This is a genomic window from Geothrix limicola, from assembly GCF_030268085.1.
Lineage (GTDB): Bacteria > Acidobacteriota > Holophagae > Holophagales > Holophagaceae > Geothrix > Geothrix limicola.
In genome coordinates, this window is the sequence record NZ_BSDE01000005.1 from 68,750 (window position 1) to 90,697 (window position 21,948).

Below are 21,948 nucleotides of genomic sequence, written 5' to 3' on the forward strand. Positions count from 1 at the left end.
TTCCGGGCCTGTACCCTGAAGGTATGGCCCGTCGCTCAGCCCCCCGCATCCCCGTCCGCGCACCCTCGCGCACCCCAGACCGGCGGGCCGCATCCCCAGCCCCGAGACCCCCCTCCACGAGAAACGGGGCCCCGGGGCTGCGACTGTACGAAACCTTCGAAGCCACCTTCATCGGCCATCCCGAGGGCACGGGCGGTTTCCTGAGGCTGCTGGGTGCCCCCAAGGGGCCTCGCATGGACCTCCTCGTCGACTGGCGGGACACCCACGGCGCCATCCACGGCGACCGCGTGATGGCCGAGGTCAATGGCGAAGGCTGGGATGGGCGCCTCAAGGCCCGTGTGGTGGAGGTGAAGGGGCGCGGCGACCTGCCCCTGCCCGGCACCCTCCAGAAGCAGCCCTGGGGCTGGCGCGTGGTGCCCCTCGAGCCGCGGTTGTCCCAGATCATTTCCGTGCCTCCTACCGACCTGGCGGAGGATGGTGAGCTCGTCAGCGTGAAGCTGGACGCCGATCCCGAGGCCAAGCAGCTGCGCGGCACCGTCCTGGCGCGGCTCGGGAAGAGGACCGACCTCAAGATCGAGAACAAGCTCACGGCAGCCCTCTTCAACCTGCGCACGGAATTCCCGGATGCGGTCATGAAGGAGCTGGCCCCCTTCCCCACCCGCATTCCGGCCGAATGGATCCAGGGACGGGAGGATCTCCGCGAGACCCTCACCTGCACGGTGGACCCGCCCACCGCCAAGGATTTCGACGATGCCATCAGCCTCGAAGTGCTGCCCAAATCCGAAGGCGGCGGCTGGCTGCTGGGCGTCCATATCGCCGACGTGAGCCACTACGTCGCAGAAGGCGGCCCCCTGGACGAAGAGGCCCGCCTGCGCGGCACCTCGGTCTACTTCCCGGACGAAGCCATCCCCATGATCCCCGAGCGGCTCAGCGGCGACCTGTGCAGCCTTCGCGAGGGCGTGGACCGGCTCACCATGACCGCCTGGATGACGATCTCCCCCGAGCTGGAGGTGGTTCAGACGCGCCTTTCGGAAAGCGTGATCCGCAGCGCCAAGCGCCTCACCTACGACGAGGTGAAGGAGGCCTGCATCGACCTGTCGACGCGCAAGCGCGCCGAACTCGGCGAGGCGCTCTGCGCCCTCCTGGATGAATCGCTGGTGCTGTCCCGCCGCCTCACGCAGGTGCGCCTGGGCCGCGGCGCCATGAACCTGGATACCGAAGAGGCGGAATTCGTTTTCGACGAGGAAGGCTGCCCCGTGGACGCCCGGCGCTATCCCCGCCACGACGCCCACCGCATGATCGAGGAGTTCATGCTGCTGGCGAATGAAACCGTGGCGCGCTTCTTCACGCGAAAGAAGATCCCCACCATCTACCGCATCCATGACGAGCCCGACGCATTGAAGCTGGAGATCTTCGCCGAAGTCGCCCGCACCTTCGGACTGCTCAAGCCCAAGGAGACCCCGACTCCCGAGCACCTCAACGCCATGCTCGACAAGATCCGCGGCGGGCCGCTGGAGGCGATGATCAACACCCTGTTGCTGCGCAGCCTGAAGAAGGCCGAATACAACGTCGACAACATCGGCCATTCGGGCCTGGCGCTGCAGGATTACCTGCATTTCACGAGCCCCATCCGGCGCTATCCGGATCTCATCGTCCACCGCCTCCTGCGCCAGGTGCTTCGCGGCAGGGCCCTGCCCGAAGGCCTACACAGCCACCTCGCCGTGCTCGCCAAGGGTGCCAGCGACAGCGAACAGAAGGCCACGGAAGCCGAACGCGAGAACGACAAGTGGAAGGCCTGCCTCCTGATGAAGAGCCGCATCGGCCAGCGATTCAAGGGGCGCATCCAGGGCTATTCGGCCAAGGTCGCCTTCGTCACATTGGATTCGCCCTTCGTGGAGGTGGGTGTGCCACTCGCCGCCCTGGGCGGCAGCTTCTGGGTGGATGAGCACCGCACCAAGGCCACGGGACTGCGGGGCTCCGTCGTGCTCACCATCGGCGACGCGGTGGAAGTCGAGGTCACCGCCGTGGATGAGGATCTGCGCCGCATCAGCGCCTGGATCACCGAGGCGAAGGCGCAGGATGCCCACGGCAAGGCCTTCCAGTTCGTGCCCACCCTCGCAGCGCCGGCCACCCTTCGGGAAAGCGATCTGGAGCCGCCCCGCCGCGGCCGGGGTGAAGCGCGGACGACGCGCGCGCGAAGCGATGCCCCCCCCAAGGGCCGCCCACCCAAGAAGGCCCGCGAGGCGAGTGGAAAGGCCCGGCCGGAAAAGACCACTCGCGAAGCCCATCCCAAGCCGCCGAAGGGCAGCGTCCGCGGATCGGGCCGCAAGAAACGCTAGCCGAGCTCCCGCAGCAGGCTCTTCAGCTTCGCGAGGGCATAGGGCTTGGCCAGCAGGGTCACGCAGGGGATCCGCCGGACCAGGTCCAGGGCCTCCTCGTCGGCCCGGCCCGTCGCCAAGAACACGGGCAGGCTGGGGCGGAGCTCGCGGATGCGCACCAACGCGGCGGCACCTCCCATGCCGGGCATGTTGAGATCCAGGATGACGGCATCGAGAGCCAGGCCTTCCTCCACGACCTTGACGGCCTCCTCCCCGCTGGTGGCGAGGGTCGGCCGGTGGCCCAGCAGTTCCAGGAGCTGGCAGGTGCTCTGCTGCAGCAGTTCGTCGTCATCCACCACCAGGATGTTCCGGGCCGAAGCGGCGGCGGGGGCGGCGCTCAGCGGGGCCACCGCCTGGCCTTCCTGCAGGCTCGCCGGCAGGCAGATCCGCACGACCGTCCCCGCGCCGGGGTGGCTGTCCAGGACGAGGGTGCCCCGGTGGGCCTTCACCGCCCCATGGACGATGGAAAGGCCCAGCCCCGTGCCCTTCCCCTGGGGCTTGGTCGTGAAGAAGGGATCGAGGGCCTTCTCCAGCACTTCGGGCGACATCCCGACGCCCGTGTCGCCCACCTCCAGGCACACGGAACCCACGCCCTCGTTATGGGTACGCAAGGTGAGGGTGCCTCCTTCCGGCATGGCATCCACCGCATTGACGCACAGATTCATCAGCGCGTGACTCAGGGAGGAAGGATCCCCCTGGATGGACCGGATGTCATTCGCAAGGTCCATTTCCAGGCTCACCTTCTGCAAGGTGGTGCGCTCCAGGAGGGCGACCTGGTCCCTCACCAGGTCATTCAGGTTCACCAGGCTCTCCTCGGCCAGCCCCTTCCGGGCGAATCCCAGCAGCCCCTGCACCAGCGCCCGCCCCCGCAGGCAGGCCTTCTCGATGGTATCCAGGCTCTTGCGCAGCGGCGTCCCTTCCGGCGCCTCCATCTGCTGGATGGAAGCCAGCGACAGGATGGCCGCGAGCACATTGTTCATATCGTGGGCCACACCCCCCGCAAGACTGCCAAGGCTTTCCAGCTTCTGTGACTGGGCCATCTGCGCTTCCATCTGGCGGCGTTCCGCCTCCCGCTTCAGGGTCTCGGTGATGTCCTCCTTCACCGCCACGAAGTGCGTGATCTCACCGCCATCGTTGCGCAGCGGCGAGATCTTGGCCTGCTCCCAGTAGAGCGATCCGTCCTTGCGCCGGTTGTGGAACCGTCCTTCCCACACCCGGCCCGCCAACAGGGTCTCCCACAAGGTCCGATAGTCGCTGGCCGAGGTTTCTCCGGATTTGAAGATCCTCGGCGTCTGGCCGCCGAGCTCCTCCATCGTGTACCCCGAAGCGTGCAGGCAGGCCGAGTTCACGTATTCGATGTGTCCCGCCGTGTCCGTAATGATGACGGTGACCGGGCTCTGCTCCAGGGCTGCATAGGCCTTCCGCAGCATCTCTTCGGCGCGCTTGCGCTTGGTAATGTCCCGCGCCGCGGCGAACACCCCCAGGACCTCGCCCGCCTTGTTCCGGTAGACCGAGGCGTTGTAGAGCACCTCCGTGATCTGCCCCGAGACGTGGCGCACGGCCAACGGATAATCCAGCACATGGCCTGCGGAAAACACCTGCCGGTAGCCGGCCCGGGCCATCTCGGGATCCGTGAAGAAGCCTGCGAAATCCTGACCGATCAGGTGGTCCCGGGTGAGACCGGTGATCTTCTCCGTGGCCGTGTTCACGTCCGTGATGGTCCCTTCCGGGCTGATGGTGACCAGCGGATCGAGGCTGGTTTCGATGAGGGTCCGGGCGTAGGCCGAGGCCTCCCGCAGCGCCTCGTCGGCCCGCTTGCGCTCGGTGATGTCGCGCGTGACGGCCAGGTACGACGTGATCTGCCCGTTCTCATCCCGGAGGGGCGCGGCATGGGTATCCATCCAGCGGCGCGCACCCTTCAAGCCCACCATTTCGAATTCGCCCGTGGCGGGTTCCCCCCGGAGGGCCTTGTTCGAAATCGCCAGGAAGGCTTCCCGGTGTTCCGGCACCACCAGATCGAGCAGGGGCTGCCCCTGGACCTGATCGAGCCTTTCCGCCTCCACCATGGCCAGCCCGGCGGCATTCATATCGAGCAGGCGTCCCTCCCTGGAGACCACCTTCACGCATTCCGGTTCGCTCTCCAGGATGCTTCGAAGCCGGCTTTCGCTGGCGCGCACTCGCCGTTCGGCCTGCACCCGTTCCGTCAGATCGTTGAAAATCACGAGGACCCGGTCCCCCACCGGGGTTCCCTGGATCTCGATGGTGCGCCGCGTCCCGTTTTTGCAGGTGATGTCGTACATCTGGTCCAGGTTCAGGTCGCCATCCTCCGCCTGGGCCCGGTCGACGCCCTCGGTCCAGGATTTCAGCACCTGGGCGCGGTAGTCCGGATCCGGATAGGCCAGCTTCCACCAATGATCCAGATCGGGAATGTCCGCCTGCGTGTAGCCGAAGAGGGCCTCGAATCGAGGATTGATGAATTCGATCTTGCCAGCCGCGGTGCAGACGCCCACCGGAATGGGCGCGGCCATCACCATGCGCTGGAAGCCCAGCTCACGGTTCTGCAGCTCTGCCTGGTTTTCGACGATCTGATCCAAGAGGCGGTCGAAGGCCTTGCCGAGGCGGGAGAGTTCATCCTCCCCCTTGAAGCCCGTCCTCGCACGGAGGGCCCCCTTCTCCACCTGGGCCATGGTGTGGAGCAGGTGGTCCACCTTCCGCGTGACCAGCGCGTCCATCAGCACGAACAGGAGGAGCGCGACGAGAAACCAGGCCGCCAGGATCCACAGGGCCTCCACCATCAGCTGATGTCGCTCCTGCGCAAAGCTGCTGGAGAGATCGAACGAAATGAAGAGCAGGCCTTCCCGCTGATCCCGCAGGGTGCCCGGCACCAGGTCGAGTTCCATCGGGAAATAGCCCGCGAGCGAAGCCTCCCCGGAGGCGCCCAGGCGATCCCGGTGCTCGGCCAAGAGGCGGGAGGCCTCAGCCCCGTCGAAGCCCTCCACGGCCGAAGAGGGGCCTCCGATCCACTGCCGCTGGGTCGAGAAACGCACCCGCCCTTCGCCGTCCACCAGGGCCATGGCCCGGATCCGCGGATCCAGGGCCGCGTCGGTGAAACGCCGTTCCGCCAGTTCCCGTTCGCCGCGCGCGAGCAGGTCCGCGAGGGAATTCCGCATGGCGAAGGACTGGACTTCCAGCACCGCGGCCGTGTCCTTCATCACGCGGTCGAGTTCGCGCGCGTAGTGCAAGGAGACGAAGGCCGCGCACCCCAGAATCGCCATCGCGGACAGGAGCAGGGGAATCGCCAGGCGAAGGCGGATGCGGGAGGCCAAGGGCTACCTCGCGGGGGAAAGGAGGTGTGCGGGATCTACGGGACGTGCGAGGAGGTGCCTCTGGAACATAAGATCGGCCAGGCGCCGGGCCGGGGCCAGCAGACTGCCCTCGCGCATCCGCCGGTCCGCCGCCGCATCGGGGAAGACGAGCCCCTCCAGGGACCGGCGGAAGGCCGCAGGGTCGAGGCCTTCGCGGGGCGCCATCCTACGGATGGCTTCATCCGGGTGGGCCTGCAGGAAATCCAGAGCCTTGAACCAGGCCTCGCGGATCTGGGCGACCCATTCGGGGTGGGCCCGGGCGGCCTCTCCACGGATCACCAGCACGTCGAAGATCTCCTCCGGGATGCTGCGGCTGTCGAAGAGCACCTTCGCGCCCTCGGCCAGAAGGCGGGTCCGCGTAGGCTCGAAGGTCACCACCGCATCCACCGCGCGGCTGCGGTAGGCCCTTTCGTGGGCGCCTTCGGTGATCGGAACCAGGTTCACCTCGTCCGGACGGAGCCCCGCCTGATCCAGGGCACGGCTGAACAGGTAGGCTCCCACGCCCGTGTTCTCCACGCCGACGCGGCGGCCCTTCAGGCCTGACAAAGTACCAATCTCCGGGCGCCCCAGCAGGGCGTCGCCGCCGTGGGACACATCCATCACCAGCACCACCTGGAGGTCCACGCCGTCCTGGAGCAGGAGGAAGGTTTCATCCAACGTCAGGGCGGCGGCCGACACCCGCCCGGCCCGCAGGGCCCGAATGCAATCGCTGGAGGTGGACATTTCCTCCAGATGGAAGGTCTTGGGATCCAGCGCCCCGATCTGCCTGGCGAGGTAGAGCGGCTCGTAGCCGGGCCAGACGTTGGTCGCCACCTGGACGGGCCCGGGTCGCGGCCGCTCGCAACCCAGAGGCAGGAGCAGCGTCAGAAGAAAGAGCAGACCGCGGAACATGGTTCCTGGACTCCGGCGCGAGGCGTGCCAACTCATCGGCCGCGCAGGCATCCCAGAGAAATTCCAGCCGATATGGATTTCGACGGGACGGACCCCGGACCATGGTGGGATACCCCTCGGCATGGTGAACTGGAGCATGGCCCTCGCCCCTGCCCCCACCATCTGCCTCGGCGTCGACCCTGGGTCCCTGGCCTGCGGGTGGGCCGTGGTATCCCGGTTGGGATCACGCCTGGAGCTTCTTGCGGCAGGGGTGATCCGCAGCCCCCGCGGCGCCGATTTCGACCAGCGCATCCTGGGCATCCACGAAAAGCTGGCCGAGGCGATCGCCGCACACCGGCCCCAGTTCATGGCCGTGGAATCCCCCTTCGTGGAAAAGAATGCCGCCACCGCCCTGAAGCTCGGCCAGATCCGCGGAGGCATCCTGCTCACGGCCGGTCTGCATGGCCTGCCGGTGGGCGACTACAACCCCATGCAGGTCAAGAAAGCCGTCAGCGGCTACGGCTGGGCGGACAAAGGCCAGGTGGGGAAGATGGTGATGACCCTCCTGAACCTGAAGGAGCCCCTGGCCGCCGACGCGGCCGACGCGGCAGCCGTGGCCATCGGTCATCTTCTGGCGACCCGGCGGGTTGGACCCCAAGCATAAACGTCCTCGATGTCATGTTTTTCAAGGACTTCGCGAATTGTCATGACGATCGTGACAAAAATCCTCGTAACTCATGACATTTCTTGTGATGCCTGTCACTAGCCTAAGTCATCGGCAATGACGATGATGATGTCCAGGAAGCACACGGAGCCGCCATGCACATGGACACCGCAGCGCGACAGCACAACCCAGCCTTTTGGACCACCGCCGAGCGGCTGCATGAAGTCTTCAACCAGCTCGAGCGCCAGATGAGCTGCTCGCCCCGCGGCCTTGCCGTGCTCCGCCAGGTGCAGGCCCTGGAAGCCGAGCTCGAAGCCGAAGTCATGCACAGCAGCCGCCGCATCGCCGCCGCCTGACCGATCCCTTCCCGTGCAAGAGGCCCGGCGCTGCCGGGCCTCTTGCTGTACCGATGGCTGCACTTTCTAGGGCTTGGGCTTCGCCATCTGAAGGCTGAAGGAAGCCCAGCTTCCGTCCACATTCACCTGGGTTTCACCCTTCAGGCCCGAGCCCTCGTCTTCCACGCGAACCACCAGCGGGCCCGTCTTCGGGGCCTTCATCCGCACATTGGGTTGGGATTCTTCCCAGGACCCAGCCTTCGAGGAGGCATCGCCCCCCTGCTCACCGATCCGAATAGAGGCACCGGGTCCAGGCTGCCCGCCGGGCTGGAGGTCCACTTTCAGAGGTCCGCGGCGACTGACGCGAAGATGAACCATCAGATCCTCACCCACGCGGCGGATAACGCCCTGGACTTCGCCTTCCGCCAAGGGCACCTCGGGCTGCACGGCCTTCGCCTTCAGCACGTCCATCACGAGGGCACGGTAGTGGATCGCCTCTTCGGTGATGCGCCCCTCGTCCAGGGCCTTCTCGCCGCAATTGTAGGCGGCCACGGCCTTGGTGAGGTCACCCTGGTAGTGGTCGAGGAGGAAGCGCAGGTACTTCGCGCCCGCGGCCATGACCTGGGCGGGATCACCCAGATCCTTGGCGCCGTAGGCCCGGGCGGTCTCGGGCATGACCTGGAGCAGGCCCATGGCGCCGAGCGGGCTCTTGGCCTTGGCGTAGAAGCCGCTCTCCACCCAGGCCATGCTGCGAAGCAGCTGGGGATCGAGCCCTTCCTTCACTGCGAGGGCATCCACCTGGGCCACGAGGGCCGCGGGCGCGGGAATGGACGTCTGGGCAGGCAGGGCCGCCTGCAGGGCCAGGGCCGCGCCTGGAACCAGCAGCAGGGAAAAGAGGCTCCAGGGCGCGCCGACTCTGGGCCGGGGCGATAACAGTCGTTCGATACGGTGCAGCAAGTGTCCTCCTCGGGCCGCGTGGGCCGGGAACAGGCTTCGTTGGAAAGACGGCTGGAGATCGTCCAGCGCGTTGAGGGCCAGGGCCAGGCGCCGCGGATCGCCCAGGCTCTGAGCCGCCAGATCATCCGCCAGCTCTTCGCGTTCGGCGCGGATCCTCGCCGAGAGCCACCAGATGGCCGGATGGAAAAACAACAGGGTTTCAAGAAGTCCCTGGAGCAGGTTGAAGAGGAAGTCCTGGCGGCGCACGTGGGCCAGCTCGTGGGCCAGCAGAGCTTCCAGGTAGGCCGGAGGGAGGCTGGTGAGCAAGGTCGCCGGCAGGATCACCACGGGCTTCCAGAAGCCCATCGCCAGGGGCGTGTCGCCCCATTCGCCGAGCAGGAGCCGCACCTTCCGCCCCAGGCCCATGGCGCAGGCCAACTGCTCCAGCCTCTGCTGCCAGGCCTCCGGTGCGGTCCTCCCCTGCCGCCTCCAGCGAAGGCTGAGGGCGAAACCACCACCCAGGCGCAGGGCCATGCAGGAAGCCCCGACCGCCCAGATCATCACCAGCTGCGCCAGGTGGGGCTGCAGGGCGGCTTCCAGCCTTGGCAGCCAGGGCGCGGACGAGGCTGGCCCCGCGGGCCCACGGGGCACGGTTCCTGAAACCGGATCCGCCAGGGCCACCAACCGGGCTTCCAGCGGGACGGGACGGTGGAACTGCCAGCCCGTGAGGCCGGGCAGGACGAGGCAGAGACCCAGGACGAGGCCATGCATCCGGTGGCGGAGGCCGAGGGGCAGGAATGGACCACATCCGGCGGCCAGAAGCACCAGCAGGGCGGCCTGCCAGGCAGCGTGGACCAGGGTCCAGCCCAGGACCTGAACCAGGGCGCTCATCCCTTCTCCTTGCCAAGGGCTGCGAGAATGCGGGCCTTCTCCTTGGGGCTCACCCGGCCCGAGCGGAGCGCGGCCAGCACGAGGGCGGCCGCCGATCCGCCGAAGAGGCGCTCGGTGAGGTCGGCGACCAGGCCGCCCTCCATGGCCGCACGGCTGGGAACGGCCGCGTAGACATGGCTGCGCTGGCTTTCATCACGGGTCACGAGGCCCTTCTCCAGCATCACCTGCAGCATGCGGAGGACGCCCGTGTAGGCGTACGCCTCCCGCAAGTTCAGCTGGGCGTGCACCTCCTTCACCGAGGCGGGGCCCAGTTCCCAGAGGATCTGGAGGAATTTCAGTTCCACTTCGGTGGGCTTGACGGGACGCGGCATGGGAATCCTACACAAGATGGTGTAGACAATTTTGTGTAATAAGCCGCGAATGTCAACCGCGAAAAGGGCACCCCTAGAGGTGCCCAAGGTCTCGGCCTCACCGATACGGGCCGGAAGGGGCTGGCGAAAACGGTCGCCCCGTGGGAGGAAAGAGAAACTCTTCCCACCCCCAGGCTAGGCGTCGGACCTGCGCCTTCAAGTGAAAAAAGGACGAATCAATCTGCGTGACGAATGGTTCCCGGCCGATAAGAAGCGTACTTCGGTTCCCACTGGGCCTTGCTGATGATGGCCTCGATCTGGCTGTCGTCGAGAAGGCGCCCCAGCCCCTCGTTGCGGGCCTCGATGCCCACGGCCGCCGCCACTGCGGCTGACACCTGGCGGATGTCCTTCATCTCGGGCAGCAGCAGGCCCATGGCCTCCTGCGCGGGCGTCACGAACTCGCTGATGGCCCGGCTCGCGGCGAAGAACATGCGGTCCGTCACGCGCGAGGCCTTGCACACGAGGGCGCCAAGCCCCACCCCCGGGAAGATGTACATGTTGTTGCACTGCGAGGCCAGGAGGGTCTGCCCCTTCCAGTCCATGGGCGCGAAGGGGCTGCCCGTGGCCACCAGGCCCTTGCCGTCCGTGGCCTTCCACACGGCCTCAGGCGTGCACTCGCACTTGTGCGTGGGGTTCGATAGCGCGAGCACGATGGGGCGCTCCGAATGCTTGGCGGTCTCGGCGAGGATGGCCTCGCTGAAGAGCCCAGGCTGCGCCGTGACGCCGATGAGCACCGAAGGATGCGCGTTGCGGATCACATCCGCAAGACCGATGCGGGACGGATCATCCAGCTGCCAGCCCTGCACGGCCTCGTGGCGCTGGGCCAGCGGTTCCTGTGGGCCTTCGAGCAGCGGGTCGCCTTCGATGAGCAGACCCTGCATGTCCACGGCGAAGATGTGCTTGCGCGCCTCCTCCGCCGAGAGACCTTCCTCTTTCAGCATGGCGAGAATGTTCAGGGCGATTCCCGTGCCCGCCTGGCCCATGCCCACGATGACGTAGCGCTCATCCTGGAAGCGGCTCTTCTTGATGCGCATGGCGGTCATCAGGGCGGCGAGGGCCGTGGAACCCGTGCCTTGGATATCGTCGTTGAACGATAGGATGCGCTCGCGGTAACGATCCAGGTTCTTGAAGGCCGTCTGCTTGGCGAAATCCTCCCACTGCAGCAGCGCACCGGGGAAGTTGCGCTTCACGCCGAGGATGAACTTTTCCACCAGCTCCTCGTACTCCGCACCCCGCAGGCGGGGCCTGCGGATGCCCAGGTAGAGCGGATCTTCGAGCAGGCGCGGATTGTTGGTGCCCACGTCCAGGCACATGGGCAGGCAGACGGCGGGATGCACGCCGCCGACCGCCACGTAGAGGCTCACCTTGCCCACGGAAATGCCCATGCCGTCCGATCCGAGATCGCCCAGGCCGAGGATGCGCTCGCCGTCCGTCACCACGATGAGGTTCACCTGCGGCTGGGAAAGGCCCTGGAAGATCTGATCGATGTTGGCGATGTTGTCGGGCGTGATGTAGATGCCCCGGTACCGGCGCTGGATGTGGCTCATCTGCATGCAGGCCTGGCCCACGGTCGGCGTGTAGACGATGGGCACCATTTCTTCGAGGTGATCGAGGAGCAGGCGGTAGAACAGGGTTTCGCTGCGGTCCTGGAGGCCCGCCAGATAGATGTAGCGTTCGAGATCGTCGGGCTTGCGGAGGAAGGCCTCGTAGGCGCGGTTGGCCTGGGTGTCCAGGCTCGATACGCCCGAGCGCAGCATGCCGTCCAGGCCCAGGCTGAGCCGCTCCTCCTTCGTGAAGGCCGAGGCCTTGTTGAGGTGGGAATCGTTCAGGAGCTGCCTGCCCCGGAGGTAGACCTCGTAGTAGTCCTCGCCGGTCAATGGGTCGATCTTGAACCCGAAGGTCTTCATGGCTGCCCCCTTCTCCACGCGCCCCGCATGGATCTGGCCCCATCCAGGTTCCTGAACCATCGGCTTCCGCACGGGTCCAGTTTACTTCCACCACCCGGGCGACTGGGTCACATCGGAGCCGGGGCGCTCACCAGAAGGCCCGCCAGTTCGCGGGCCGACTTCACGGGCGGTGCACAACTATGGCCCCGGCAGACGAAGGCCAGCACGTGTCCCCCGGCCGATCCACGCCCTTCGTGCAGGGGCAGCAGCTGATCCGCCGAGACCGACAGCACGCGTCCGGGCAAGTAGCGGCGGTGGACCTCGCGAAGCATCTCCTGCACGGTGGCATGGGCGGGATCGCCAGATAGCGCCACATCCAGATGATCCCGAAGGGTCAGGTCGACCACACCCAGAAGGCCGAGGAAGGCGCGCGGCGCCCGCTGCATCCAAGGGCCGAAGCAGCGCAGCGTGCGCTCCGCCGCCAGACGGAAATCCTCCCGCTGAAGGTGGCGCGAGAGCCGCAGCAGCGCCCGTGCAGCGAGGGTATTGCCGCTGGGGATGGCGTTGTCGAAGCCCGGCTTCTGCCTAAAGATCAGATCCGTCTGATGGGCCTCCGTACTGAAGAATCCACCCTCGACGGGATCCATGAACCGCGCCAGCAGATCCTCTCCGAGTGTCTCGGCCCAGTTCAGCCAGGCCCAGTCGAAGTCGGATTCGAAGAGGTCGATGAGCCCTTCCATCACCGCCGCGTGATCCTCCAGGAAGCCTTCCGTATGGGCGCGGCCTTGGCGCCACACTCGAAGCAACCGCCCACCGTGCCAGAGGTCCCGGTGCAGGAAGGTCGCGCAGGCCTGGGCCGCCTCCAGGTAGCGTGGATCGCCCAGCACCTGATGGCCGCGGGCCAGGGCCGAGAGCGCGAGCCCGTTCCAGGCCGCGAGCACCTTGTCGTCCTTGCCGGGCCGCACGCGACGGTCGCGCCAGAGCCGCAGCTTCTCGCGGAGGGCGCGGTCCTCGGCATCGGGCAGGCGCGCGCCGGCCTCGCAGGAGAAGCGGTGGACGACGCTCTTGCCGTGCTCGAAAGTTCCGCCGGCCGTGATGCCGAAGGCCTCGCAGAAGCGCGGGCCGTCGACGTCTCCCAGAGCCTCGCGCACATCCTTCGGAGTGAACGCGTAGAACTTCCCCTCCTCGCCTTCGCTGTCGGCATCCTCGCTGGAATGGAAGCCGCCGCTGGGATCGCGGAGGTCGCGCAGCAGGTAGTCCAGCGTGTCGCGGGCCACCTGGGCGTAGCGCACCTCGCCCGTGGCCTGGAAGGCCGCCAGGTAGCAGCAGGCCAACTGCGCGTTGTCGTAGAGCATCTTCTCGAAGTGGGGCACCAGCCAGTGGGCGTCCACGCTGTAGCGCGCGAAGCCGCCGCCCAGGTGGTCGTACATGCCGCCTTCCCACATGGCGTCCAGGGTGCGCCGCGCCATGGCCTGATCCTCGGCGGATCCGCGGGCCAGGATGAGATCGATGGCCATCTGCTGGGGGAATTTCGGCGCGGGGCCGAAGCCGCCCCAGCGGGCATCAAAGCCGCGCCGCAGCTGGACCATGGCCGCTTCGAGAACGGCCGGGCCGGGCCGTTCGGTGCCGGCCTCCACCTCCGCCTGGCGCTTCAATTCCGCCGTGAGTTTTTCCGCCTGCTGCAGCAGGCCCTGGCGATCCTCCCGCCACAGTTCGGCGATGCGGGTGAGCAGGGGAACGAAGCCGGGCATGCCTCCGCGGGATTCGGGGGGGAAATAGGTGCCGCCGTAGAAGGGCTCGAGATCGGGCGTGAGCCACACGCTCATGGGCCAGCCACCCCGCCCCGTCAGCGTTTGCACGGCATCCATGTAGAGGTCGTCCAGGTCGGGCCGCTCCTCGCGGTCCACCTTGATGCTCACGAAGTGGGCGTTCAGCACCTCGGCCACGGCCGGATTCTCGAAGCTTTCCCGCTCCATGACATGGCACCAGTGGCAGGCGCTGTATCCGATGCTGAGGAAGATGGGCTTCTGCTCGGCCTTGGCCTTGGCCAGGGCCTCCTCACCCCAGGGGTGCCAGTCCACGGGGTTGTGGGCGTGCTGGAGCAGGTAGGGGCTCAGGCTTTCCGAAAGACGATTGGGCATTATCCCGACTCCATCGGTCAGGATTATGCCTGAAGTTCGGATAGGCGCGGGAGAAAGCCCCTTCTGGCCGATACAATGATCGTTTGGTCCACACCGGGGTCCCATGTTCGACAGCCTTACCCAGAAACTCAGCCAGGCGATGAAGTCCCTCCGGGGCCAGTCCAAGCTGACGGAAGCCAACCTCGAAACCGTGCTGCGCGAAGTCCGCATGGCGTTGCTGGAGGCCGATGTCCACGTCAGCGTGGCCCGCACCTTCCTCCAGCGCGTCAAGGAGAAGGCCCTGGGTGCCGAGGTCATGCAGGGGCTGAATCCCGCCCAGGCCTTCATCGACATCGTCCACCGCGAACTGGTGGAGATCATGGGCGGCCAGGCCCCCGAACACCCCATCGCCTTCGCCGCGAAACCCCCGACCGTCGTGATGATGGTGGGCCTCCAGGGCGCGGGCAAGACGACGAGCTGCGGCAAGCTGGCGGTGTTCCTGAAGAAGCTGGGACGGTCGCCCCTGCTCGTGCCCGCGGACGTCTACCGCCCCGCCGCCATCGAGCAGCTGCACGCGGTGGCGAAGGATGCCGGCGTGCCCTCCTTCCGCACCGAGGAGAAGAATCCCGTCGCCATCTGCGCCGCCGCCCTGGCCGAAGCGAAGCTGAAGGGCTGGGACGTGGTGGTGCTCGATACCGCCGGCCGCCTGCACCTGGACGAAGCGCTCATGGAAGAGCTCGCCCAGATCAAGGCCGCCACCTCGCCCGACGAGATCCTCTTCGTCGCCGACGCCATGACGGGGCAGGACGCGGTCCGCAGCGCCACGGCCTTCCACGAGAAGCTTGGCATCACCGGCGTCGTGCTCACCAAGACCGATGGCGACACCCGCGGCGGCGCGGCCTTCAGCATCAAGCAGGCCACGGGCCAGCCCCTCAAGTTCGTGGGCGAGGGCGAAAAGCTGGAGGATTTCCAGCGCTTCCACCCGGACCGCATGGCCCAGCGCATCCTCGGCATGGGCGACGTGCTCAGCCTCATCGAGCACGCCAAGGACAAGATCGACGAGAAGGAAGCCGAGGTCATGGCCAAGCGCCTGGCCAAGAACCAGTTCACACTGGAAGATATGCGAAAGCAGTTCCAGCAGGTGCAGAAGATGGGCTCCATGAGCAAGATCCTGGGCATGCTGCCGGGCATGGGTCAGATCAAGGAACAGCTGGCCACCGTGGCCACGGACAAGCGCATCAAGCACCTCGAAGCCATCATCAATTCCATGACGCCCGCCGAGCGGAACAACCACAACCTGCTGGATGGCAAGCGCAAACGCCGCATCGCCGCGGGCTGCGGACGTCCCGTGAGCGAGATCAACCAACTGATCAAGCAGTACGTCGAAACGAAGAAGATGATGGGGCAGATGAACGATCCCAAGTTCATGGCCCGGATGCAGCGCATGGCCAAGATGGGCCCCGGCCCCAACCTTCCCTTCTGATGCCATGAGCCGCCCCCGGTCCGCCTCGATCCGAACCAGACTCTGGATCCTCGCGGCCCTGGCGGTGATCGCCTTCGGAACCCTCAGCGTCTTCCTCGCCCGGCCCGCCCCCGTGGACCGCGTGCTGATGCTGGCCTCCTCCTTCGACAGCCAGGGGAAAGAAGTGGGTGCGGGTTTGGAGACCCTGCTTTCGGACTGCCTGGAGGTGCTCAGCGGGGCGACGGTCGCCCACGCGCCCGCCCTGCCCGCCCCGGCGGACCTGCGCCGCCTCCCGCTGCAGACACGCCTGCTCCGGTTCCACGGGCGCCGTGACGGCGACCGGCTGGGCCTGACTCTGGAATGGAACACGGTGGCACGCCTCCTGTCCAACGAGCCCTGGACCCCGCAGACCAGCCCATCTCAGGATCCTGTGAAGGCCATGAGCGATCTCTTCGAGCACTGGCCCCTCAGCCTCCGCTTCCATCAGACGGGTGCACTCATCCCGGCCTCGGCCCCGCGCTTCTGGCTCCTGTTGGAGGGCCTGTCGATCCGGGATGACCAGTCCGCCGTCGACCACCTCGCCGCCGCCCAGGCGCTGGTCGAGGCGGAACCGCGCTGCGCCTCGGCCTGGGCCGCCCTGGGCGACCACCTCTACCGCAGTTTCTGGGTGAACCCCGATCAGGCCGGCATCGGATTGAACTCGCGTACCCACCATGCCTTCGACATGACGGCGATGCTGGTCCCCGGCCACCCCAGGGCCACCTTCCTCTGGTCCCTGATGCTGACGGACACCGGCAACCAGCGGATGGCCCTGCGCATCCTCCGGGACGCGGTCCGCCTGCGTCCGGGCATGCCGGATCTGTACCTGGGCATGGCCTACGCCGGGCGGACCTCGGGCCTGTTGGCGGGGGCTTGTCGGGCCCTGGCCCGGCGGGAGGACCTGCTGGGCCACCTAGCCACCCCGTCGTCCTGGTTCACCGAAACCACCTACCTCTACCTGGGCGATCAGGCGGCCTTCGCCCAAGAGCTGGCGCGGGCGAGCACCACGCGGCGGGATGCCAACATCCTCTTCTACCAGGGCTATTTCGCCCTCCTTCAGGGCCGGCCCAAGCAGGCCCTCGAATGCATGCGCGCCGGGAGCGACCCCGCCATGGCGCCCATCCCCTTCCGCGACCTCTGCCGCGTGTACCGCGCCTACCTCGAAGGCCGCCCGAAGGAAGGTCTAGCCGAACTCCGCGAGATCGACGATGTGCGAGGGAAGCTCCGCATCCCCGACGGCGAATGGACCTTCAAGGAAGCCGAGGCCTATTCCCTGCTCGGCGATGCGGACCGTGGTATCGACTGCGCCACCCGCGCCTTCGTGCAGGGGTTCAGCTGCGCCGCCTGGTACGAAACCTCCCCCTTCCTCGTCCGGGTTCGCGAACACCCGCGCTGGCCCACGCTGCGCCGGAACATCCGGGAGCGGCAGGCGGTGCTGGAGGGCAGTTTCCCGCCCTCGGCCTTCGGCGGTTAGGGGCTGGTACGCAATTAACGCTTGGGACTTGGGGCCATCCGAGATACACTTTCCTGCTCAGGGAGTGCCCATGCTTTCGATTCGTCTTGCTCGCAATGGTGCCAAGAAGCGCCCGTTCTACCACATCGTCGTCTCTGAAAACGACCGCATTCCCACCGGCCGCGCCGTGGAAGTGCTCGGTTTCGTGAACCCCATCGCCGGTGCCGGCGAGGCGGTTCGCATCGATGTGGAGAAGGCCAAGTCCTGGCTGCAGAAGGGCGCTCAGCCCTCCAAGACCGTGCTCGACCTGTTCAAGAAGAACCAGGTCATCTAGCCCGTCTCAGAGTCACGAAAGCCGGGCCGAGGTCCGGCTTTCTTTGTTCCATGCGGAGCGACCATGAACTTCGAAGCCTTCCTGAGCGATGTGCTGACCCCGCTGCTGGACCATCCCGAAGCCTTGCGGGTGGAGATCAGCGGTGAAGGCCGGCGGCGCGACGTGCTGGTCTTCGCCGATCCCAAGGACCGCGGACGCATCATCGGCAAGCACGGGCGCATGATCTCGGCGCTGCGCACCCTCTGCAAGACCGCCGGCGAAAAGGCCGGGCTGTCCGTCGACCTCGAGCTGTACGACGGGGACGAGGCTTAGCGCCATGCTCCTTGCTGGCCATCTCGCGAAGGTGCAGGGGCTCAAGGGCGAGTTCCTTTTCCACGCTGTCATGGACGATCCCGAGCGGCTGGAGGGCATGGAGGGCCTGGTGCTGGCCCCGCCCCAGCTCGATCTTGAGCATGCCCAGCCCGCGCCACCGGCCCGCGACACGAGCCTGCGCAGCTTCCGCTGGCACCAGGACCGGCCCTGCCTCGCCTTCGCGAACGTGCCCGACCGCACCGCCGCCGAACCCCTCAAGGGATGGGCACTCTGGATGCCTGAATCCGCCGCCACGCTGGATGAAGGCGAAAGTTTCCGCCACCAGTGGATCGGCTGCGAGGTCTTCATCGCCGGGAAGAAGGTGGGCGAGGTGCTGCGCCTCGATCCCGGCCCGGCGGGCTATGACATGGTGGTGATGCGCGACCTGCGTCCCGGACGGACCGGCCAGCGCGACATCCCCTACATCAAGGCCTGGTGGACCCTCGACCTGCCCAACCGCCATTTGGACCTCGACCCGCCCGAAGGGTTGCTGGACGTGAACCTCGTCTGAAGCCGAGAATCGAAGGCATGTCCCCCTCCTTCGAGCGCTTCAAACAGACCTTCGGCATGCGGCTCTTCGGCTGGCTGAAGATTCCTCTGCTCGCCTCCGTGCGCCCCAGCGTCGTCGAGCTCAGCGAAAGCCGCTGCGTGGTGCGCGTGCCCCTGCGGCGCTGGACGAAGAATCACCTGGGCTCCATGTACTTCGGCGCGCTGGCCATCGGCGCCGATTGCGCCGGGGGCCTGCTGGCCATGGATCAGATCAAGCGCTCGGACCAGCCGGTCTCGCTGGTCTTCAAGACCTTCCAGGCCACCTTCCTGAAGCGGCCCGAGTCCGATGTCTACTTCATCTGCGAGGACGGCGCGGCCATCCGCGATCAGGTGGGTCGCGCCCTGGCCTCGGAGGAACGCATCACCGAGCCCATGCGCATCCAGGCCGCCGTGAAGCTGCCAGACGGGGCCTTCGAACCCGTCGCCGAGTTCGTGCTGGAGCTGAGCCTCAAGCGCCGCGGGTGATCCACCCCCAGCGGTTCAGGATTCCGCGACCAGCGCCTCGATCCCGCGGATGCACCGGATCGTGCTGGCCTCGAAGGATCCGACGACCTGCAGGGTCTCCGCCAGGATGGCGAGCACCTCCTCCCGGTTCACCCGCTCCCTTCGCGGGCGCTGCTCCAGCTGTTCCCGGGTGGCCCCGGCCAGCTTGGTCCGCCGGGTTTCCAGTTCCTGCCGCACGAAGCCCCACCACTGATGGAATTTCCGCACCCGCCGGAGGGCCTTGCGAAGGAACTCCGCGTCCTTGGGTTCCTTTTCCAGCTGCGTTTCCAGGTCCTTCATCAATGCCGCGAGGTTGCCCTGGAAATCTGGCCCCAGCGGCGTGCCGGCATCAAACAGCTCCGCTCCGAAGGCCTTGCGCAGGTCCTCGAAATCCGCGCGCTGCGTGAATCGGCTTGAAGCCTGCGCCGAGGCCCGCCGCAGCTCCTCCACCATGACATGGACCAGCTGCAAGGCCTGTCTGGCTTTCCGCACCTCGGCCCGCTCGCAACCGGAGAAGACCATCAGGGGCAGCGTCAGGCCCAGGCAGAACCGCGCAAGACCCATGATCCAGCCGCTCCTGAATTCCTATCGTCTGATCGCGCAGAGCCCTTGAACTTCCTTCAGGCGCTGACCTTGCCGAGGTGCAGCACGAACTTCTGGATGCCCGCCAGCAGCATCTCGATGGCGATGGCCGTGAGCACGAGCCCCATGAGGCGTTCGAAGGCCATGGTGACCTGCTCGCCCAGGAAGTCCGCGATCTTCTCAGCGGAGCCCAGCACCACGGCGGAGACGGCCATGGCCACCGAAATGGCCCCCATCCACTCCCACATGCGATGGGGTTCGCGGCTCACCAGCAGCAGCACGGTGGCGATGGCCGAGGGCCCGGCGATGAAGGGGATCGCCAGGGGCACCAGGAAGGGCTCGCCGTGGATGGGATGCCCCGCCCGGCCTTCGGGATGCGGGAAGACCATCTTCAGGGCGATGAGGAAGAGGATCACGCCGCCCGCGATGCCCAGCGAGGTGTCCGTCAGGTGCATGAGCTTCAGCACCCGCTGGCCGAAGAGCGCGAAGAACACCAGGATCGCGAAGGCGAAGACCACCTCGCGCACGATGATGCGCTGGCGCCGGGCCGGATCCACCTGGCGCAGCAGGCCCACGAAGAGCGGGATGTTCCCCAGCGGGTCCGTGACCAGGACCAGGAGCACGATGGCAGAGATGAACGAGGATGAGTCCATGGCCTCAAGCATAACTCTGGGGTCACGCCTCCCTCGTCAGCCCTGTGCCCCCGTCAGGACCGGGCGAAGACCTTGGCGGCCCACCAGCGCAGCCCCACCAGCAGGAAGCGCCAGTCCTTGAAGAACTCCGGCGGCTTCCCCTCCACCGCGTGGCCCAGGAACTGGAAGGCCCATCCCACCGCGAAGCACAGCAGGCCTGCCTTCCAGAGCCCGTGAACCAGGGGCGCCGCCAGCAGGAGCAGGACCGACAGCGCCACCAGGGGGATGCCCACCGTGTGGCAGGCCCGGTTCACCGGGTGCTGGTGGCTCCGCCCATAGGCCTGGATCCAGTCGGACATGGGTCTGGATCCAAGCATTCAGGCCTCCTGGAGGTCGGGGCTTACTTCAGATCGAGGTCGAAGGGCATCCGGGCATAGACACCCTTCGGATCGTTGAGGGCCGCCATGTGCTCGAACTGGACCTTGAAGGCGTCCGCCAGCGCTTCGACCGGGCCGGCCTTGGTCAGGCGCCGCGACTTGCCCTGCCCCAGGTTCTTGAGCAGATCGCGGAGGGCGTCGGGCTCATGTTCGGGGCCCGTGACGTAGAAATCGTTCTCGGCCTTGGCCGCCTTGGCGGCGTATTTCACCGCCTCGCCCAGGCCGCCCAGCTCGTCCACCAGGCCCAATTTCCGCGCTTCCAGTCCCGACCAGACGCGCCCCTGAGCGATCTCGTGGACCGCCTCTTTCTTCATCCTGCGGCTGTCGGCGACCTTGCTGATGAACTGCTCGTAGATGTGGTCCACCACGCCCTGGATGCGATTGAGTTCGACGTCGCTCTTGGGCCGGGTCAGGGTCATGGGGTTGGCCAGCTTGGCGGTCTGCACGCTGTCCCAGGTGATGCCGTGCTCGTTGGCCAGCTTCTTCACGTTGGGCAGCAGTCCGAAGACGCCGATGGAACCGGTGAGGGTGGTGGGCTCGGCGAAGATGCGGTCGCCGTAGGTGCTGATCCAGTAGCCGCCGGAGGCCGCCACGGGACCCATGGAGATGACGACGGGCTTGACCTTCTTCGTCAGCACGACTTCGCGCTGGATGAGCTCAGAGGCCGAGGCGCTGCCACCGCCGCTGTTCACACGCATGACGACGGCTTTGACACGGTCGTCCATCCGCAGTTTGCGCAGTTCCCGGCTGACCCGCTCGCCGCCGATCTGATTCGGCCGGCCTTCGCCATCCACGATGTCGCCTTCGGCCACCAGCACGGCGATGCGGGTCTTGCCCGAGGCGGCCTCGCCCGGGATGCCCGCGTAGGTGGCCAGGGTGATCTGGGGGAAGTCCTTGTCCTTCGCCTGCTTCCCGGCCAGCTTCTTCAGTTCGTCGAGCACCTCGTCGTAAGGGGCGATGCGATCCACCAGGCCCAGGGCCTTGGCATCCGCTGCCTCCACCACACCCTTTTCGTCGGCAATGGCCTGGATGTCCGCTGGCGATTTCCGGCGGTCCTTGGCGACCGTGTCCTTCCACTCGCCCCAGATATCGTCCAGCAGCTTCTGGATCTGCTCCCGGTTGGCATCGCTCATGCGGTCCGTGATGAAGGGCTCCACGGCGCTCTTGTACTTGCCCACGCGGGTGACCTGGACTTCCACGCCGTATTTCTTGAAGGCCTCGCCGAAGAACATGGGCTCGCTGGCCAGGCCGTTCACTTCCATCTGCCCGAAGGGATTGAGGAACACGGTGGTGGCACCCGCGGCCAGGTAGTAGTCCCGTTTGGTCCAGCCCAGGTTGTAGGCCAGAACGGGCTTCTTGGCCTTGAAGCGCTGGAGGGCCTCGCGGAGTTCGCGCAGCTGGGCGGGGCCCGCGCCCTGCAGGTTGCCCGTGAGGAAGAGGCCCGAGATCTTCGGATCCGAGGCCGCGCGGTCGAGGGCTTCGATGGCCGCCGGAAGGGCCTGGCTGCGAGCACCGCCGCCGCCGAGCATGTCGCCGATCGCCTCGCCAGGATCGGATTCGCGCTCGCCGTCGGTGAGGTTCGTATCCAGGTCGAAGACCAGCACGGCCCTGCTCGGCACCGTGGGCTTGCCCGAGGCACCGATGATGGCCACCAGCCCGAAGAAGAGCAGGAAAGCCATGCCTCCGGCCACCATCAGGGCCAGCAGCGTGGCGAAGAAACTCTTGAAAAAGCCCTTCATGACAGCTCCGGGAAAACCATTAAGGATGGCAC

At 66.8% G+C, this 21,948-nt stretch carries 19 protein-coding genes; 9 read left to right on the forward strand and 10 right to left on the reverse strand.

The window, feature by feature from the left end:
- The first annotated feature begins 23 nt into the window (after positions 1 to 23).
- Positions 24 to 2,339: a ribonuclease R family protein gene (locus QSJ34_RS12965; RefSeq protein WP_285575890.1), complete on the forward strand. Its 2,316-nt coding sequence runs from the start codon at positions 24 to 26 to the stop codon at positions 2,337 to 2,339.
- Here the strand turns inward: QSJ34_RS12965 and QSJ34_RS12970 are convergent.
- On the reverse strand, positions 2,336 to 5,704 hold the full coding sequence (locus QSJ34_RS12970) for a PAS domain S-box protein (RefSeq protein ID WP_285575892.1): 3,369 nt from the start codon (positions 5,702 to 5,704) through the stop codon (positions 2,336 to 2,338). The genes QSJ34_RS12965 and QSJ34_RS12970 overlap by 4 nt on opposite strands.
- 3 nt (positions 5,705 to 5,707) lie before the next feature.
- Positions 5,708 to 6,634: an ABC transporter substrate-binding protein gene (locus QSJ34_RS12975; RefSeq protein WP_285575894.1), complete on the reverse strand. Its 927-nt coding sequence runs from the start codon at positions 6,632 to 6,634 to the stop codon at positions 5,708 to 5,710.
- A 136-nt stretch (positions 6,635 to 6,770) separates the two neighbouring features.
- On the opposite strand from QSJ34_RS12975, the gene ruvC reads away from it, so the two are divergent.
- Both ruvC and QSJ34_RS12985 read left to right on the forward strand, forming a co-directional pair.
- On the forward strand, positions 6,771 to 7,277 hold the full coding sequence (gene ruvC / locus QSJ34_RS12980; protein ID WP_285575901.1) for a crossover junction endodeoxyribonuclease RuvC: 507 nt from the start codon (positions 6,771 to 6,773) through the stop codon (positions 7,275 to 7,277).
- A 155-nt stretch (positions 7,278 to 7,432) separates the two neighbouring features.
- Entirely contained in the window at positions 7,433 to 7,633 is a 201-nt protein-coding gene (locus QSJ34_RS12985; RefSeq protein WP_285575902.1) for a hypothetical protein, read from the forward strand.
- Positions 7,634 to 7,699: 66 nt separating this feature from the next.
- Here the strand turns inward: QSJ34_RS12985 and QSJ34_RS12990 are convergent, their stop codons facing one another.
- The 4 genes from QSJ34_RS12990 to QSJ34_RS13005 form a co-directional block, all read right to left on the reverse strand.
- Entirely contained in the window at positions 7,700 to 9,439 is a 1,740-nt protein-coding gene (locus QSJ34_RS12990) for a M56 family metallopeptidase (protein ID WP_285575905.1), read from the reverse strand.
- Positions 9,436 to 9,810 (reverse strand): BlaI/MecI/CopY family transcriptional regulator, encoded by a 375-nt coding sequence (locus tag QSJ34_RS12995; RefSeq protein WP_285575907.1) that lies wholly within the window; start codon positions 9,808 to 9,810, stop codon positions 9,436 to 9,438. Before QSJ34_RS12995 ends, QSJ34_RS12990 begins: the two co-directional genes overlap by 4 nt.
- Positions 9,811 to 10,025: 215 nt before the next feature.
- Positions 10,026 to 11,816 (reverse strand): NAD-dependent malic enzyme, encoded by a 1,791-nt coding sequence (locus tag QSJ34_RS13000; RefSeq protein ID WP_285575909.1) that lies wholly within the window; start codon positions 11,814 to 11,816, stop codon positions 10,026 to 10,028.
- Between the two features lie 47 nt (positions 11,817 to 11,863).
- The gene (locus tag QSJ34_RS13005) at positions 11,864 to 13,876 is read right to left on the reverse strand and encodes a thioredoxin domain-containing protein (RefSeq protein WP_285575911.1); all 2,013 of its coding nucleotides are present in this window, start codon (positions 13,874 to 13,876) and stop codon (positions 11,864 to 11,866) included.
- Between the two features lie 103 nt (positions 13,877 to 13,979).
- Between QSJ34_RS13005 and ffh the strand changes: the two genes are divergently transcribed.
- From ffh to QSJ34_RS13035, 6 genes are all read left to right on the forward strand, one after another.
- The gene (gene ffh, locus QSJ34_RS13010; protein WP_285575913.1) at positions 13,980 to 15,338 is read left to right on the forward strand and encodes a signal recognition particle protein; all 1,359 of its coding nucleotides are present in this window, start codon (positions 13,980 to 13,982) and stop codon (positions 15,336 to 15,338) included.
- Positions 15,339 to 15,342: 4 nt separating this feature from the next.
- Entirely contained in the window at positions 15,343 to 16,830 is a 1,488-nt protein-coding gene (locus tag QSJ34_RS13015; protein ID WP_285575916.1) for a tetratricopeptide repeat protein, read from the forward strand.
- Positions 16,831 to 16,900: 70 nt separating this feature from the next.
- Positions 16,901 to 17,143: a 30S ribosomal protein S16 gene (gene rpsP / locus QSJ34_RS13020; protein ID WP_285575918.1), complete on the forward strand. Its 243-nt coding sequence runs from the start codon at positions 16,901 to 16,903 to the stop codon at positions 17,141 to 17,143.
- A gap of 63 nt (positions 17,144 to 17,206) precedes the next feature.
- Positions 17,207 to 17,455, forward strand: a complete 249-nt coding sequence (locus tag QSJ34_RS13025; protein WP_285575920.1) for a KH domain-containing protein — start codon at positions 17,207 to 17,209, stop codon at positions 17,453 to 17,455.
- A 4-nt stretch (positions 17,456 to 17,459) separates the two neighbouring features.
- Positions 17,460 to 18,005 (forward strand): ribosome maturation factor RimM, encoded by a 546-nt coding sequence (locus tag QSJ34_RS13030; protein WP_285575922.1) that lies wholly within the window; start codon positions 17,460 to 17,462, stop codon positions 18,003 to 18,005.
- 17 nt (positions 18,006 to 18,022) lie between these two features.
- Entirely contained in the window at positions 18,023 to 18,508 is a 486-nt protein-coding gene (locus tag QSJ34_RS13035; RefSeq protein ID WP_285575924.1) for a PaaI family thioesterase, read from the forward strand.
- A gap of 15 nt (positions 18,509 to 18,523) precedes the next feature.
- Here QSJ34_RS13035 and QSJ34_RS13040 read toward each other — a convergent pair whose 3' ends face one another.
- The 4 genes from QSJ34_RS13040 to sppA are packed head-to-tail and all read right to left on the reverse strand — an operon-like array spanning position 18,524 to position 21,916.
- Positions 18,524 to 19,090, reverse strand: a complete 567-nt coding sequence (locus QSJ34_RS13040; RefSeq protein ID WP_285575926.1) for a hypothetical protein — start codon at positions 19,088 to 19,090, stop codon at positions 18,524 to 18,526.
- A gap of 56 nt (positions 19,091 to 19,146) precedes the next feature.
- Positions 19,147 to 19,761: a MarC family protein gene (locus QSJ34_RS13045; protein ID WP_285575931.1), complete on the reverse strand. Its 615-nt coding sequence runs from the start codon at positions 19,759 to 19,761 to the stop codon at positions 19,147 to 19,149.
- A 53-nt stretch (positions 19,762 to 19,814) separates the two neighbouring features.
- Entirely contained in the window at positions 19,815 to 20,117 is a 303-nt protein-coding gene (locus QSJ34_RS13050; protein WP_285575933.1) for an Mpo1-like protein, read from the reverse strand.
- A 23-nt stretch (positions 20,118 to 20,140) separates the two neighbouring features.
- Positions 20,141 to 21,916 carry a signal peptide peptidase SppA gene (sppA, locus tag QSJ34_RS13055; RefSeq protein ID WP_285575935.1) on the reverse strand — a complete coding sequence of 592 codons (1,776 nt, stop codon included), beginning with the start codon at positions 21,914 to 21,916 and terminating at the stop codon, positions 20,141 to 20,143.
- Positions 21,917 to 21,948 lie beyond the last annotated feature (32 nt).